Origin of the sequence: Acidovorax sp. LjRoot117 (assembly GCF_964252695.1) — a bacterium.
GTDB lineage: Bacteria > Pseudomonadota > Gammaproteobacteria > Burkholderiales > Burkholderiaceae_C > Acidovorax.
In genome coordinates this window covers 79,842-95,365 of sequence record NZ_CAXUPO020000015.1, presented here as the reverse complement: position 1 = coordinate 95,365, position 15,524 = coordinate 79,842, and the positions used below count along the sequence as shown (strand labels likewise).

The 15,524-nt window shown below is 68.1% G+C and carries 10 protein-coding genes, 2 tRNA genes and 1 riboswitch; of the genes, 4 read left to right on the top strand and 8 right to left on the bottom strand.

Annotation, left to right across the window (positions count from 1 at the left end):
* Window positions 1–40 precede the first annotated feature (40 nt).
* From nrdR to ACSQ3D_RS25205, 3 genes are all read right to left on the bottom strand, one after another.
* On the bottom strand, window positions 41–490 hold the full coding sequence (gene nrdR / locus ACSQ3D_RS25215) for a transcriptional regulator NrdR (protein ID WP_056413391.1): 450 nt from the start codon (window positions 488–490) through the stop codon (window positions 41–43).
* A 27-nt stretch (window positions 491–517) separates the two neighbouring features.
* The gene (gene glyA / locus ACSQ3D_RS25210; RefSeq protein ID WP_056413387.1) at window positions 518–1,762 is read right to left on the bottom strand and encodes a serine hydroxymethyltransferase; all 1,245 of its coding nucleotides are present in this window, start codon (window positions 1,760–1,762) and stop codon (window positions 518–520) included.
* 36 nt (window positions 1,763–1,798) lie between these two features.
* Window positions 1,799–1,950: riboswitch (ZMP/ZTP riboswitch) on the bottom strand.
* Window positions 1,951–2,044: 94 nt separating this feature from the next.
* Window positions 2,045–2,887, bottom strand: coding sequence for a lytic transglycosylase domain-containing protein (locus ACSQ3D_RS25205; RefSeq protein ID WP_056413384.1), 843 nt, complete (start codon window positions 2,885–2,887; stop codon window positions 2,045–2,047).
* A 935-nt stretch (window positions 2,888–3,822) separates the two neighbouring features.
* Here ACSQ3D_RS25205 and ACSQ3D_RS25200 point away from each other — a divergent pair.
* Window positions 3,823–6,609 carry a DUF349 domain-containing protein gene (locus ACSQ3D_RS25200; RefSeq protein WP_436128651.1) on the top strand — a complete coding sequence of 929 codons (2,787 nt, stop codon included), beginning with the start codon at window positions 3,823–3,825 and terminating at the stop codon, window positions 6,607–6,609.
* A gap of 45 nt (window positions 6,610–6,654) precedes the next feature.
* Window positions 6,655–7,128 carry a GNAT family acetyltransferase gene (locus tag ACSQ3D_RS25195; RefSeq protein ID WP_436128650.1) on the top strand — a complete coding sequence of 158 codons (474 nt, stop codon included), beginning with the start codon at window positions 6,655–6,657 and terminating at the stop codon, window positions 7,126–7,128.
* Window positions 7,129–7,331: 203 nt separating this feature from the next.
* Here ACSQ3D_RS25195 and ACSQ3D_RS25190 read toward each other — a convergent pair.
* Both ACSQ3D_RS25190 and ACSQ3D_RS25185 read right to left on the bottom strand, forming a co-directional pair.
* Window positions 7,332–7,416 (bottom strand) — tRNA-Leu (locus ACSQ3D_RS25190).
* Window positions 7,417–7,781: 365 nt separating this feature from the next.
* A tRNA-Leu gene (locus ACSQ3D_RS25185) sits at window positions 7,782–7,866 on the bottom strand.
* A 19-nt stretch (window positions 7,867–7,885) separates the two neighbouring features.
* Between ACSQ3D_RS25185 and rnr the strand changes: the two genes are divergently transcribed.
* Window positions 7,886–10,225, top strand: coding sequence for a ribonuclease R (gene rnr / locus ACSQ3D_RS25180; RefSeq protein ID WP_056413380.1), 2,340 nt, complete (start codon window positions 7,886–7,888; stop codon window positions 10,223–10,225).
* Between the two features lie 128 nt (window positions 10,226–10,353).
* Here rnr and ACSQ3D_RS25175 read toward each other — a convergent pair whose 3' ends face one another.
* On the bottom strand, window positions 10,354–11,385 hold the full coding sequence (locus ACSQ3D_RS25175; protein WP_436128649.1) for an alpha/beta fold hydrolase: 1,032 nt from the start codon (window positions 11,383–11,385) through the stop codon (window positions 10,354–10,356).
* A 146-nt stretch (window positions 11,386–11,531) separates the two neighbouring features.
* Between ACSQ3D_RS25175 and ACSQ3D_RS25170 the strand changes: the two genes are divergently transcribed.
* Window positions 11,532–12,290 carry a helix-turn-helix domain-containing protein gene (locus ACSQ3D_RS25170; protein ID WP_436128648.1) on the top strand — a complete coding sequence of 253 codons (759 nt, stop codon included), beginning with the start codon at window positions 11,532–11,534 and terminating at the stop codon, window positions 12,288–12,290.
* Window positions 12,291–12,493: 203 nt separating this feature from the next.
* Here ACSQ3D_RS25170 and ACSQ3D_RS25165 read toward each other — a convergent pair whose 3' ends face one another.
* Together ACSQ3D_RS25165 and ACSQ3D_RS25160 are read right to left on the bottom strand one after the other, a co-directional pair.
* On the bottom strand, window positions 12,494–14,026 hold the full coding sequence (locus ACSQ3D_RS25165; RefSeq protein ID WP_436128647.1) for an NAD(P)H-hydrate dehydratase: 1,533 nt from the start codon (window positions 14,024–14,026) through the stop codon (window positions 12,494–12,496).
* A gap of 242 nt (window positions 14,027–14,268) precedes the next feature.
* Window positions 14,269–15,501, bottom strand: coding sequence for an FAD-dependent oxidoreductase (locus ACSQ3D_RS25160; RefSeq protein WP_436128646.1), 1,233 nt, complete (start codon window positions 15,499–15,501; stop codon window positions 14,269–14,271).
* Window positions 15,502–15,524 lie beyond the last annotated feature (23 nt).

Sequence of the window (15,524 nt, the reverse complement as noted above, 5' to 3'; positions counted from 1 at the left end):
GTGGCAATGCCGAAACAGCCCGCGGCGGGCCAGTGGCAGCTCACTTGCGGACTTCGTCCACCATCGCGCGGAAGTCGTCGATGTCCTCGAAGCTGCGGTACACGCTGGCAAAGCGGATGTAGGCCACCTTGTCGAGCTTTTTCAGCTCGCGCATCACGAGTTCGCCGATGCGCGCGGACATGATTTCACGCTGGCCCAGGTTGAGCAGCTTTTCCTCAATGCGCTCGATGGCGCTGTCGATCTGCGTGGTGCTCACCGGGCGCTTGCGCAGCGCCAGGTTGAACGAGCCCTGCAGCTTGCCGCGCTCGTACTCGATGCGACGGCCGTCCTTTTTCACGATGGCCGGGAAGCTCACTTCCGGCCTCTCGTAGGTGGTAAAGCGCTTGTCGCAGGCGCCACACTGGCGGCGGCGCCGGATGAAGTCCCCTTCTTCAGACACCCGCGTTTCGACGACTTGCGTTTCGAGGTGGCTGCAGAAGGGACACTTCATGGGAGCTGATCGGCCGGAGTCGGTGGATTAGCGGTAGACAGGGAAGCGGGCGGTCAGCGCGTTGACCTTCTCGCGCACAGCGGCGATGTTGGCTTCGTCGCGTGGGTTGTCCAGCACGTCGGCGATCAGGTTGGCCGTGGTGCGCGCTTCTTCTTCCTTGAAGCCGCGCGTGGTCATGGCCGGGGTGCCGATGCGCACGCCGCTCGTCACCATCGGCTTTTCAGGGTCGTTGGGGATCGCGTTCTTGTTGATGGTCATGTGGGCGGCGCCCAGCACGGCCTCTGCTTCCTTGCCGGTGATGCCTTTGGCGCGCAGGTCGACCAGCATCACGTGGCTTTGCGTGCCGCCGGAGACGATGCGCAGGCCGCGTGCGGTCAGCGTCTCGGCCACCACCTTGGCGTTCTTCACCACCTGTTCCTGGTAGGCCTTGAAGTCGGGCTGCAGCGCTTCCTTGAAGGCCACGGCCTTGGCCGCGATCACGTGCATCAGCGGGCCGCCTTGCAGGCCGGGGAAAATGGCGCTGTTGATGGCCTTCTCGTGCTCGGCCTTCATCAGGATGATGCCGCCGCGCGGGCCGCGCAGGCTCTTGTGCGTGGTGCTGGTCACCACGTCGGCGTGGGGCACGGGGTTGGGGTACACACCCGCGGCGATCAGGCCGGCGTAGTGGGCCATGTCCACCATGAAGATCGCGCCCACGTCCTTGGCCACCTTGGCAAAGCGTGCGAAGTCGATGTGCAGGCTGTAGGCCGATGCACCGGCGATGATGAGCTTGGGTTTGGTTTCGTGGGCCTTCTTTTCCATCGCTTCGTAGTCGATGGCTTCGTTGGCATCGAGGCCGTAGGACACCACGTTGAACCACTTGCCAGACATGTTCAGCGGCATGCCGTGCGTGAGGTGGCCGCCTTCGGCCAGGCTCATGCCCATGATGGTGTCGCCGGGCTTGAGGAAGGCCAGGAACACGGCCTCGTTGGCCGACGCGCCGCAATGGGGCTGCACGTTGGCGGCTTCGGCGCCGAAGATCTTCTTGACGCGGTCGATGGCCAGTTGCTCGGCCACGTCCACATGCTCGCAGCCACCGTAGTAGCGCTTGCCGGGGTAGCCTTCGGCGTACTTGTTGGTCAGCTGGGTGCCTTGCGCCCACATCACGGCGGGGGAGGCGTAGTTCTCGCTGGCGATCAGCTCGATGTGGTGCTCTTGGCGGGCGTTCTCGGCCTGGATGGCGGCGAAGAGTTCGGGGTCGGTTTGTTCGACAAGAATATTGCGGTCGTACATTTTTTGGCAGTCCTATGAACTTGTGTCCCTTGAAACAAGGGCTGCCCAGGCGAACGGCTGAACGCGGCGGGCATGACACCCGTGCGGCACGCTCCCCAGTGGTTCACAAGAGGCCAGCCCTTGTCGGTTTCCACGTCAGCGGCAGTCCTGTGCAGGAGCTGCGCCTATCGCCAGTTGCGTACCCCGCTAGTGTAGCTGAGCCGGCGCGCGCAGGATGTGTCCGATGCGGGTGGGGTTGCCTGGCACGGCATGGGCCGCCAGCAGGGGCGGCTGCACCAGGGGTCAGAGGTCGGAGAGCAGTGCCACCTTGTCGGCACTGGGGGCGGGAGCGGGCGTGGCAGGCGAGTTGGCTGCGGGCACCATCTGCACGGGGGCCTGGGTCGAGAGCATCGGCGGCGTGGTGGGCACCGCGCGGCCCCCGGCGACCTGGCGCAGGCGAAAGTGCTCGGCCATCACCTTGGCGGCATAGCCGCCGTCATCGGCCAGGTTGGCGGCGCCCACGTAAAAACGCAGTCCGCCTTCCACCGAGCCGGCGCGGGCGATGCATTCCTGCAGCACCTTCACGCCCACCCGCAGATTGCTCACCGGGTCGAACGCGGCAAAGTGGCCGCCGAAGTTCTGGTACTTGTCGGTGTGGATGTTGGTCATCACCTGCATCAGGCCCTGGGCACCCACTGCGCTTTGCGCAAACGGATTGAAGCTCGACTCGATGGCCATGATGGCCAGGATCAGCGTGGGGTCGATCTTGGCGCGGTGGCCGATGTCGTAGGCCTCGGCCACCAGCACGGCCAGCGGTTCGGGCGCCACGCGGTACTTCTTGCTCAGCCAGAAGGCGACGGCGGCCTGCTCCTTGGGCAGGTCCTTGGGGTTGCTTGCGGTGGCGCGCTCGCTCGCCTCGGGCTCGATGGGCATGCCGACCACTTCGACCTGGCGCGCCTGCAGCCAGTTCATGAGCTGCTCTTCGCCCGCCTGGCGCAGGTCGGGCCGGGCCGTGAGGGTGATGACCACGAAGGCCACAGCCAGGCCGATGAGGGCGAAGCTGTTGTGGGTGATTTCAACGAAGCCTTCGGTCACGTCGGACACGAAGGTCCTTACGCCGGAGACTAACTTTCCTGACGCTGTCATAGCTCTTCCTTTCTGAAGCGCAGCAGGACAGGCGGGACAGTCAGTCAGTGACTGAGCCCTGCGCCTTTCCCGGCAGTCGCCTGGATTGGTACGCCATCGATTCGGGCAGCACGGTGGGGAACGTGCCCTGTGCCCTGGTTCGACTTAGCCGGGTTCGGCAGCGGGTTGGGGTTTTTACTAGCCCTGTTTTTGGGGCTGGCGGATTCTAGAAGTTCACTAAATGCATAGTCAATACTAAGAAAAGGCTTTGTTAGACGGATAAGTCATGAAAAAACTGTAGGAAATCACAGTTTTTGGCGCTTTTTGGCAGGACGGTGGTCGGTTGGGAGCAATGCCTTGTTACAAGCCGATGTCAAATTCAATCGGCCCCGATCGCATCATTGAGAATGGTGTTTGAGTTCGCGGTGCAACTTTGGTAAGGTGCAGTTGCCTGTAGTTTTCAGGCATCGCCAGACGAAGCGAAGTCTCCCGCCGAGGGCATTCAGTGCCACGGTGCAGCAGACCCAGCTTCCACGGCACCCCTTGGAGGCAATACCTTGCCTCCGCGCCTTGCGGACCTTCATCTCCGCATTGCGACCGATGGCAAAGACCGTTGTGTCAGCCGTCAAGCCCGGCAGGCAGGCCTTTAGGCACTGTCTGCCGGGCTTTCTTGTTGGTGCTGTGCCCTTTGCAATTGGGCATTGGCGTCTATATATAGATAATGGGGCTTGTCTCTCTGTGGCGCACAGGCTTCCCACAAGGCGCGCGGCGAGTCCGGCACGCCCGGGCCTTGTGCCAGATCACATCCCCGGGCTTGGCGCGGTGCCCGCAACGGCCCCAACCCAGAACCCGGTGAAAATAGCCCCTTTGTTGCCTTGGCTCGCCTTGCAGTGCGGCGGCCGTGGCAGGTCCTTTTGGCAGTGCGCCAGAAGACGCCTTTGTTATCCATTGGATCCATGTTTCCATTTTTTTCTCGCAGCAAAATGTCCGACGCACCTGACGTGAATCCGGCTCCGGCCAAAACCCATGAGCCCCATCCGCTGGATGCGCTGACCGGCGGCGCTTTTTCGGCCGCCACGTCTGGCGAGCGCGCTTCCCGCATCCGTGACTGGCTGGCCACGCAGCCCGCACCCGAGCAGCTGCAGGAGGTCTTCAAGGAGCTGAGCGGGCGCGACAAGGGTGCGGCACGTGCCGTGCGCGAGCGCCTGGATGAGATCCGCCGCGCCAAGGGCCAGGAGGTCATCGCGGCCGAGTGGGCCGAGAAGGCCCAGGCCCTGCTGTCCGCGCCCAAGCTCAACATCGCCGATGCGCTGGCATGGCAGCGCGATGCCGCCAAGGCCGGCGCGCCGCTGTCGCGCGAGCCGCTGTCGCTGCTCAAGGTGCAGGTGGCCGACCGCGTGAAGGTGATCGAAGACCTGCAGCACCGCGTGCAGGTGCAGCGCGAGGCCGCCGTGCTGCTGGCCCAGCGCATCGAAGTGCTGTCCACCAAGCCCTGGCGCGATGCGCAGGCGGCGCTGGAACTGCTGCGTGCCGATGTGGCCCGCTGGCAGGAGCAGGCGCAGGAGCTGACTGGCGACGCGAGCTGGGCCAGCGTGGAGGCGCGCTTCCCGCCGCTGCTCGATGCATCGCGCACGCAGTTGCTGGTGGTGTGGGAGGCGTTCCAGCCGGCCCTGGCCCAGGCCGTTGCCGCATCGGAAGACACCAACGCCCCGCTGCCGCCCGTGCCGGTGTGGGCTGATGAGCTGCGCGCTGCGCGTGGCCTGCCCACGGAGGCGGCTGCGGCCGCCGCTGCTGCTGCATCTGCCGCCAAGCCCGCCCGCGCCGCCAAGCCCAAGGTCGGCCCCGAGGTGGTCGAGAAGGCCGCCGACACCGTGCGTACCGCGCTGGCCACCCTCGAGAAAGAAACCGCCGAAGGCCATGGCAAGGCCAGTGCCGGTGCTGCCGCCGCACTGCGTGCCGTGCTCAAGGTGCATGGCAAGCACATCGACAACGCGCTGGAACAACAGGTCCACACGGCCCTGGTGGCTGCGGGCGAGCTGGAAGGCTGGCAGCGCTGGAGCGCCGACCAGGTCCGTGAAGACTTGGTGGCCAAGGCCGAAGCGCTGCTCAACCGCCCCGAGGGCCAGGCCCTGGGCGGCCGCAAGATGCAGGAAGCCCTGCGCACCCTGCGCGAGCAGTGGAAGCAGGCCGACCAGGGTGGTGCGCCCAACCACGCGCTGTGGAAGAAGTTCGACGAAGCCTGCAACGCCGCGCACAAGGTGGTCGAGGCCTGGCTGGACAAGATCCGCTCGGAAGCCGCAGAGCACAAGGCCCAGCGCCTGGCATTGATCGAAGAGGTCAAGGCCTGGGCGGCGGAGCACGCCACCTCCGGCGACTGGAAGTCGATCAACCGCGCCCTCCATCAGTTCGGCGACCGCTGGCGCGAAGGCGGCCATGTGGGCGAGAAGCTGTTTGCAGAACTGCAGCCCCTGTGGAAGCAGGCGATCTCGGCCGCTGCAGCCCCGCTCGAGGCGGCGCAAAAGGACAGCCTGGCCCGCCGCCACGCCATGATCGACGAAGCCACGGCCCTGGGTGCTGCCCCCGCGCTGCGCATCGACGCCATCAAGGCGCTGCAGCAACGCTGGCAGGCCGAGGCGCAGACCGTGCCGCTGGACCGCAAGCACGAACAAAAACTGTGGGATGCGTTCCGCAAGCCCATCGACGAAGCCTTCAACCGCAAGACGGCGGACCGTGAACGCTCGGTGACCGAGCTGAGCGCCCGTGACCGCGTGGTGCTGGAAGCCTCCAAGGCCCTGGAAGCCGCGAACGCGACAGGCGATGCGCAGCAGATCCGCGCTGCGTTGCAAGCCCTCGAAGCCGCCCTGCGCGGTCAGGCCCAGGCTGCCGAGGCGGCCACTGCGGCTGCGAAGGCCGAAGGCAATGCCGCTGCCGCGCCGGCGGAATCTGCAGAGCCGGCGGCGGCTGCTGCTGAATCTGGATCGGATGGCGAAGCGCCGGCAGAAGGCGACGCCGCAGAAGCTGCTGCGCCGGCCCCTGCCCCTGCAGCGCCGCCCAAGCCAGCACGCCCCGTGGTGGCGGTGCGCGGCGACGACCGCCCCGGCATGAAGAAGGACGCGCCCGCAGCCCCCGGCCGCGGCGCACGTCCTGGCGACCGCCGCGACGGCCGCCCGGGTGACCGCGATGCAGGCCGTGGCGCCCCGCGCGGCGATGGCCGCTTCGGCGGTGCAGAGCGTGGCGACCGTGGTGGCCGCTTTGGCGACCGCCCGGCGTACGAAGACCGTGGCCCCCGCCTGGGTGATACGGCCTTCCGCGCCCAGCGTGATGCCGTGGAGCATGCGCAGCAGGCCCTGAAGAAGCTGGCGGCACAAGCCCATGGCGAGGCGCTGACCCAGTTGATGACCGCTTGGGAAAAGCGTGACGCGGCCCTGGTGCCCAGCACCCAGGACCTGGGCTCCGGCGTGACCGCATCCGTGCGCAGCGCCTGGACGCAGGCCGTATCGTCGGCACCCCAAGGCGATGCGGGCGAGGCGCTGCTGCGCCTGGAGATGGCGGCCGAAGCACCCACGCCCGCCGAGCACATCGCGGCGCGGCGCATGCTGCAGCTGCAATTGCTCACCCGCCGCAACGACCCAGCACCCGCGCAAACCTGGGGGCAGGACGCCGCCCGCGTGCTGGCCAGCCCCAGCGACGCTGGCAGTGCGCGCCGCCTGCAGACGGTGCTCAAGACGCTGCTGCGCAAGTAACGCAGGGCCGGCATTGCGCCCGCTTCGGTCTTGGCCACGCACGGCATGAGCAGGGCCGGCGCCGCGGTGCTGCCGGAGGTTCGCATCCGGGCCTTCCAGGCGGCCACGGACGAGGCCGCCGCCGTCGCGCTATGGCGTGACTGCGGCCTGGTGCGCCCCTGGAACGACCCCCACAAAGACATTGCCCGCAAGCTTCACGTGCAGCCGGAGCTGTTTCTGGTGGCCACGGTGGTGGCGCCGGGCGGCGAGGAGGGGCAGCTGGTGGGCACCGCCATGGCCGGCTACGACGGCCACCGGGGCTCGGTGTACTACCTGGCGGTGGCGCCTGCACACCAGCGTGCCGCGCTCGGCCGGCGCCTGATGGACGAAGTGCAAGAGCGCCTGCTGGCGATGGGCTGCCCCAAGATCCACGTGCTGGTGCGCACCGGCAACGCCCAGGTGCTGGGCTTCTACGACCGGCTGGGCTATGAACGCCATGAGTCGCTCAGCCTGGGCAAGCGTCTGATCCCGGACGACTGAGACTCGATCGCCACGAGCGCGGTCAACATGGAGATGGCGTCGCGCAAGGGTCGTGGCGCCGCCGCGCTGGGTTTGGTCCACGCAGTGCAAGGCCAGTGGGGTGCCGGGGCCTTGCGACGCCATGAACGCAGGCAGCCGGTGCTATTGAACACAGCCGCCGCCAACAAAAAAGCCGTTGCGGATGCAACGGCTTTTTATGTGTTTGGTGCCCAGGAGAGGACTCGAACCTCCACGATGTTACTCGCTAGTACCTGAAACTAGTGCGTCTACCAATTCCGCCACCTGGGCTTTCAGATCAGCCTCGAATTATAGGACAACAAATTGGGGTGTCGGATCAAATGTTGAAGATTTTTGAAAAATGTCTTCGGCAGGCTGCAGGGGGTGCGTTCTTGCAGTGCGATGCGCTGCGTGCAGTCCGCGCGTGCCGCACCGCGTGGTGTGGCACGGCAGCGGAGGGTGGGGCGGATCACAACCTCGGGCGTGGGACCGCAGTGTGCTGCACGCGGCAGTTGCACGGTCCGGAAGTGTCTGCCCAGGCATCGCTGACGACCGCCGTGGATGCGGCCTGCTGCTGCAGGATCGGAAAATAAAAAAGCCGCTGTGGCTACAGCGGCTTCGATATTTTGAAAACCATCACTGGTTCTCGTTAAACTTGGTGCCCAGGAGAGGACTCGAACCTCCACGATGTTACTCGCTAGTACCTGAAACTAGTGCGTCTACCAATTCCGCCACCTGGGCATTTCAGGAAAGACTAAGATTGTATATCAAAAAAACCACCCCCGGCGCGCAGTCCGCGCATTTGTCGGACGAAATTGAAGGCAGCGTGCAGGGGCACCGTGATGGACACGGTTTCGTCATCCGCGACGATGGCGAAGGCGACATCTATATCCCCCCCAACGAAATGCGCGCCGTCCTGCACAAGGACCGTGTGCGCGTGCGCATCGTGCGCCAGGACCGCCGCGGCCGTCCCGAAGGCCGTGTGGTCGAGATCATCGAACGCCCGCCGCAGCCCATCATCGGCCGCCTGCTGCAGGAAAGCGGCGTGTGGCTGGTGGCACCGGAGGACAAGCGCTACGGCCAGGACGTATTGATCCCCAAGGGCGCCACCGGCGCCGCCAAGCCGGGCCAGGTGGTCGTGGTCGAACTGACCGAGCCGCCCGCCTTGTTCGGCCAGCCTGTGGGTCGTATCACCGAAGTGCTCGGTGAAGTGGACGACCCCGGCATGGAGATCGAGATCGCGGTGCGCAAGTACGGCGTGCCGCACGAGTTCTCGGCCGAGTGCCTGGCCCAGGCCAAGGAGCTGCCCGACAAGGTGCGTGCGCAGGACAAGAAGCGCCGCGTGGACCTGACCGACGTGCCCCTGGTCACCATCGATGGCGAAGATGCGCGCGACTTCGACGACGCGGTGTATTGCGAGCCCGCCAAGGTCGGCCGCGGCAAGGGCTGGCGCCTGCTGGTGGCCATTGCCGACGTGAGCAACTACGTGGAGACCGGCAGCCCCATCGACATCGATGCGTACGACCGCGCCACCAGCGTGTACTTTCCGCGCCGCGTGATCCCCATGCTGCCCGAGAAGCTCTCCAACGGCCTGTGCTCGCTGAACCCCGATGTGGAGCGCCTGTGCATGGTCTGCGACATGCTGGTCACGGCCAAGGGCGAGGTGCATGCGTACCAGTTCTACCCGGCCGTGATGCACAGCCACGCACGCTTCACCTACACCGAGGTGGCGGCTATTTTGGCCAACACCCGCGGGCCCGAGGCGAGCAAGCGCAAGGACCGGGTCAAGGACCTGCTCAACCTGCACGACGTGTACCGCGCGCTGCTCATTGCACGCCAGGCGCGCGGCGCGGTGGACTTCGAAACCACCGAGACGCAGATCGTCTGCGACGAGAACGGCCGCATCGAAAAGATCGTGCCGCGCACCCGCAACGATGCGCACAAGCTCATCGAAGAGGCCATGCTGGCCGCGAACGTGTGCAGCGCCGACTTCATTGCGCAGGGCGGCCAGCCCGGCCTGTTCCGTGTGCATGAAGGCCCCACGCCCGAGAAGCAGGAGATCCTGCGCAACTACCTCAAGGCCATGGCCGTGGGCATGACCATCGGCGACGACCCCAAGCCGGGCGACTTCCAGGCCATTGCCACGGCAACCAAGGACCGGCCCGACGCGCAGCAGATCCACACCATGCTGCTGCGCTCCATGCAGCAGGCCATCTACACGCCCATCAACAGCGGCCACTTCGGCCTGGCGTTCGACGCGTACACCCACTTCACCAGCCCCATCCGGCGCTACCCGGACCTGCTGGTGCACCGCGTGATCAAGGCCATCCTGGCCAAGACGCAGTACAAGCTGCCATCGCTGCCCACGCCGGGCGAGGCGCATGCCAAGCTGGCCAAGCGCCTGGCGTCCCGCGTCGCGGCGCCCGGCATGAAGCCGCGCAAGGACGTCAAGCCGCCGAGCCGCGAAGTCCAGGCCTGGGAGGCCGCCGGCCTGCACTGCAGCGCCAACGAGCGCCGCGCCGACGAGGCCAGCCGCGACGTGGAAGCCTGGCTCAAGTGCAAGTACATGCGCGAGCACCTGGGCGAGGAGTTCAGCGGCGTGGTCAGTGCGGCCACCAGCTTCGGCATCTTCGTCACGCTGGACGCCATGTACGTCGAAGGCCTGGTGCACATCACCGAGCTCGGTGGCGAGTACTACAAGTTCGACGAGGCGCGCCAGGAGCTGCGCGGCGAGCGCACCGGTATCCGCTACGCCATCGGCGCGCGGGTGCGGGTGCAGGTCAGCCGCGTGGACCTGGACGGCCGCAAGATCGACTTCCGCCTGGTGCGCGAAGGCGAAGAGCTGCTGGGCCGTGCGCTCAAGGACAAGGGTGTCGGCGGTGGTGGCGGAGGCCCCGGTGGCGGCAGCGCGCGCAAGTCGGGCGGCCGCTCGGGCGGGCGCAAGGGTGACAAGGGCGCGGCCCCGTCAGCCACCGAGCAGGCGGGCCTGTCGCGCGAGCGTGCTGCACGCTCGCCGATCCAGTCCTTGAAAGCGTCGGTCAAGAGCGCCGTGGCCGGCAAGCAAAACAAGTCCAAGGCGCGCAAGCCGCGCCGCAGCTGACCGAGGCCGGCGCTCGCCCGTGCCCGCGGCTGCGTGCCTGGGCGACGGGCATCTGCCGGTCTGCCGGAGCTGAATGCTCACTTATTGATAGCTGCTAGCGCTTGATGGACAAGCGGTAGCGGCTATTTTTATTTCATGAAGCCGGCAGCCGCCTGGGCAGATTGACCAGATTGAGCAGCCTCGGCCAGCGACTCCAGAAAACGGGCGTATCGCTGCGCTGTGTCTGCCGGTGCTTCCATCATGGGCAGGTGGCCGATGCCGGGCAGCGTTTCGGTGCGGGCCTGCGGTAACCGTGTCTGCAGCCGCTGCAGCCCTGACGGGTCGAACACGCGGTCGCTGCCGCCCCACAGCGCAAGGATGGGGTGGCTCCGCAACTGGCCCAGGTGCTGTTCCAGCAGGTAGCGGTCCTTCAACTGCGCGTCCCACAGCCGGGTGTTCGATGCCGCGTTGCGCAAGGCATCCTGCTCGGAGGCCTGCAGGATGGGGTAGGGGAGGAAGGGGCGCTTTTCAAACACCAGCGCCATCATGGCGTCAAAGGCTGCCGCATCGTGCGCCACGAGGGGACGTTGCCCCGCGTCGATCAGCCGGTCCATGGCGCTGGGTTGTGGGGACCGGATGCCGTGCGGTGCACCGATGAAGGCCACGCTGGCCACGCGGTCCGGGTACTGCGTGGCAAAAAACGCAGCGATGGTGCCGCCCATGGAGTTGCCCGCCAGGTGAACGCGCTCCAGACCCACTGCATCGAGCCACGCGGCCAGGCGCCGCGTGTGCGCGGCATAGTCGTACGGCTGGTCGTCACGCCGGGTGCTCTCGCCAAAGCCGGGAATGTCGGGGGCAATCACGCGGTACTGGCCGGTCAGGGGTCGCGCAAAATCCACCCAATGGTCCTTCTCCGCAAAAATGCCGTGCAGCAAGACGATGGGCGAGCCGCCGTCGCGGGCGCCCTGCGGCGCGGGGGCTTTGGGCGTGCCGCTGTCCAGGTAGTGCACGGTGTGCATCGCGGCGGCGACGGTCTTTTCTTCCATGCCCGACAGGCTGCGGTTCAGGCGCAGCAACGACTCCTTGAACAGCGACGGAGCGCCGTAGTAGAGCGCGGTGGCGCTCATCATCAGGGCCAGGGCTGCTGCTGCAGCTGCAGAAAAGAAAGCGATGCGTTTCAAGAGCGGGTCTCCGAGAAGTGGTGTGTTCATGCTGCGGTGCAGCGGGTTGCGTGGGTGGTGCCACGCGGTGTGCCGGTGCGTCGTCGCGTCATGGCGGACGGGCGAGGCTACCGAGAACACGCTCATAAAACTTGCAGGTTTGGGCTATGCCAGCGACCAACACACTGACTCTGTGCACTGACAAGGCGCTCTATGTGGGCGAGATTCCGGCCACGGGCTGGCACTGCCATGCCGCTTCCGTTCTGCTGATCGGGCTGTCGGGCCGGTTTGCGTTGCACTGGGGCGCGGGGCGGGCGGAGACCTGCCGCAGCGCGCTCGTGGCGGCAGGCGTCGAGCATGTGTTCGACCCGTGCGGCGAGACGGTGGCGTTGGTGTACCTGGAGCCCGACACCCGCGAGGCACGCAGCCTGCGCCGACCGTTCGAGCAACTGGGCGGGGTGGTGCTGGATGTGGCGGTGCCTGTGGCGGCGCGCAGCACCATGGATGTCTATCTGCGGCACTTCGACCTGCCCGCATTGCTGCCGAGCCTGGGTGGTGACCCGGGGCGGCCGCTGGATGCGCGGGTGGCGCGCAGCTTGCAGGCTTTGCGTCACCCTCCGCAGGAGCGCCCGGAGCGTTCTGAGCGCATTGCACGCGCCGGGCTGGCAGCTGGCGTGCAGCTGTCCCCCTCGCGTTTCAACCACCTGTTTCGCGCCGAGATGGGGGTGAGCCTGCGCAGCTACCGGGTGTGGTCGCAGGTGCGGCTGGCCATGGCGGGCCTGGCCGTCAGCCCCCGCCTGACCGACGCGGCACTGCACGGCGAGTTTGCCGACTCGGCGCATTTCAGCCGCATGTTCCGCCAGACCTTCGGCATGACGCCGTCGAGCGTGCTCAAGCCCTTGAGGCAAGTCACGCTGCTGGCGTGAGCGTCAGGTGAGGAGCAGGTGAGGGTCAGGCAGGCGCTGCACCCAGCATTGCGACCTGCGCCCCTGCTGCCGGGGTCGAGGACGAGGTGGAGGTCGAAGGCAACGCAGGACCGCGGCGGCCTGGGTGGCCTTGCGGCGCAGCTCAACCAAGGCAACGCGCGATGTGCGATGTGCCTTTGTCTTTCTGCCCGCAAAGCGCTGCGTCAACTACCCAATCGCCGCGCCAGCGCGCTGGCGGTCAGTGCGTACCCGGCAGGCCAGTCATCCGCAGCCTGCCCGTGCAGGTACACCGCTTCGCTGGCGGCGCGCAAAGCGCTGGCACCTGCCGCCAGGTGGGCCCCCACCATGCCAGCCAGCACATCACCGGTGCCTGCCGTGGCCAGCCGGGCGTTGCCGGTGGGGTTGATGGCCGGCACCCGGTCGGCCGCCGCCACCACGGTGCCTGAGCCCTTGAGCACCGCAACACAGTTGAACTGGGCTGCCAGCTGGTGCGCCGCGGCCAGGCGGTCGGCCTGCACCTCCGCGGTGGACAGGCCCAGCAGCCGTGCGGCTTCAAGCGGGTGGGGCGTCAGCACCGTCGGCTGGCCGCGCTGGCCGCGTGCGACCACCAGCGCATGCAGCGCGGCGTTGGGTGCGATGGCGTTGAGCGCATCGGCATCCAGCACCAGGCGCGCCGCACGTTCGATGACGTCGGACAGCACGCGCTCCACGGCCTGGCCGCCCCCGCAACCGCAGACGACGGTGAGCTGCTCCAGGTCCAGCGCCTCGAACCGGCGGAACATGAGTTCAGGCTGCTGCAGGTCCAGCTGCAGGTGCCCGTGGTCGAGCAGCGCAACCAGCACCCGGCCCGCCCCCGCGTGCAGGGCCGCCGACGCCGCCAGCAGCGCCGCGCCACCCATGCCCATGCCGCGGTCGGCCAGGCCCTCGCCACCCACCACGGCCACATCGCCGTAGCTGCCCTTGTGGCTGGCATGCGCACGCGGCGTTGCGTGGGCGGGGCCCGACAGCCAGGCGGAGGGGGTCGCCTGGCCGATGTCCATGCCCAGGGTGTCCAGCCACACCTGCCCCGCCGCATCGCGCCCGGCGGCGGTGAACAGCCCGGGCTTCAGGGTGAGCAGGCTCAGCGTGTGGCGCGCGGGTGCGGTGTGGCGGGCGGCAGGCAGGTGGTGCTCGGGCGCGGGCGTGAGTCCGCTGGCGAACTGGCCGGTGTCGGCATCCAGCCCGCTGGGCAGGTCGACGCACAGCACCGGCGCCGGGCTGGCGCGCAGTGCGTGCAGGCAGGCCAGCAGGCGTGGGTCCTGCACGCGGCTGGGTTCGGTGGGTTGCGACGACACGCCGATGCCCAGCAGCGCATCGATGCACAGGTCTGCAGCCGTCATCTGCCCGGGCGGGCCCTCGGCCCAGCGCACGCCCGCATCGCGCGCCCGGTGCCATGACGCCAGTGCGTCGGCCGGCGCGCGGTCGGGCTCGCCCAGCCAGGTCACCACCACCTGGCGGCCGCTGCGCTGCAGATGGGCGGCGGCTTCCAGGCCGTCTCCGCCGTTGTTGCCCGGGCCGCAGGCGATCCACACCGTGCGGGCATGTGGGGCAAGGGCCAGGGCCAGCCGGGCCACGGCACTGCCCGCGCGCTGCATCAGCGTGTGCGGGGGCAGGGCGGCTGCAGCCGCGTGCTCGATGCGCCGGGTGGCCGCGGTGTTGAACAGCGGGTGGGGCTGGTGGGGAGCGATGCGGTGCATGGGGTGTGGGGGGGCGCGCGCGCCAGGTGCGGTCCGGGACCGCTTACGGCGCGCTGCAATGCTGCAAGCTGTGATGGCGGTCATTGTGCCCCTCGCGCCTTGCGGGGGGGGGGCTCATCGCGTTGGTGGGGACCGAAAGATCCCAACCCCGGCAGCCTGCATGCCCGGCCGGCGGCCTGGCCCAGCCTGCCGGTGTGCCGGGGGCAAGTACCTGCCGCGCGTGCTGCGGGGGCCGGGGCGTGTCAGAACCTGCGGATGCCCAGGCCGTCGAGGTTGATCTCGGGCTCGCGTTGCGCCACCAGATCGGCCACGGCCCGCGCGCTGCCGCAGGCCAGGGCCCAGCCGCCGGCGCCGTGGCCGGTGTTGAGCCACAGGCCCGGCAGGCCGCTCGCGCCGACCACCGGCGCCCCGTCGGGCAGCATGGTGCGGGCGCCGCGCCAGATCTGCAGGCTGGAGGACAGCTGCGCGCCGCCCGGAAACCAGTCGTTGAGCGTGCGGTACAGGCGCTGCAGCGTGGGCGTGTGGTGCTCGGCACCGGCACCCGCCAGCTCGGCGCCGCCGGCGATGCGCACGCGCTGGCCCAGCCGGGTGATGCTGATCTGCTGGGCCATGTCCACCACGCTGGAGCGCGGAGCGTGGGTGTCTTCCCGCAGAGGCGCGCTCACCGAGTAGCCATACACGGCGGTCATCGGCAGGCCCAGGCCCAACGCGGGCAGCAGGGCGGCAGAGGCCATGCCCGCGCACAGCACCACCGCGTCGAAGCGGCGCAGCTCGGCCTCGCCCTGCACGGCCACGCCGGTGGGGCTGCTGCTGACGCGGTCGATGCGGGTGCCGAACGCGAACTGCACGCCCGCGCCCTGCGTGCCCTGGCGCAGCAACTGGGCAAACAGGCGGCAGTTGCCCGCCCAGGCCTCCGGCAGGTGGATGGCGCCTGCCAGGGGGGCTTCGGGCGACAGGCCGGGCTCGATCTTGCGCGCTGCGTCGGCGTCGATCTCGTGCACGGCCACGCCCGCATCGCGCAGCACCTGCAGCGCAGGCTGCAGCGCGTGGCGTTCGGCCTCGCTGCGCAGCAGCACCAGCCGCCCGTCGCAGGCTTCGAAGTCGAGCTCGTGCTGGATGGCGATGGTCTTGAGCCGCGCCAGGCTGTACTGCGCCAGGCGTTCGAGGGCTGCGGCCGGGGCGCTGTGCTGGCGCGCGGCGCTGCGCCAGCGCCACAGCCATGCGAGGTTGGCGCGCCCCATGCCGCCGGCCAGCCGCAGCGTGGCGTGGGCGCCCGTGAGCCGCAGCGCGTGGCCGAAGCCGGGTACGGCCCAGGGGTTCAGCAGATGGGGGGCCAGCAGGCCGGCCGTGGCAAAGCTCGCCTCTTCGGCGGCGGCGCTGCGCTGTTCAAAGACGGTGACCTCGTGGCCGTCGCTGGCCAGTTCGTAGGCAGTGGTGACGCCGACAATGCCGGCGCCCACGATGGCAATCTTCATGAATATGCGTGTTTTGAGGCGTT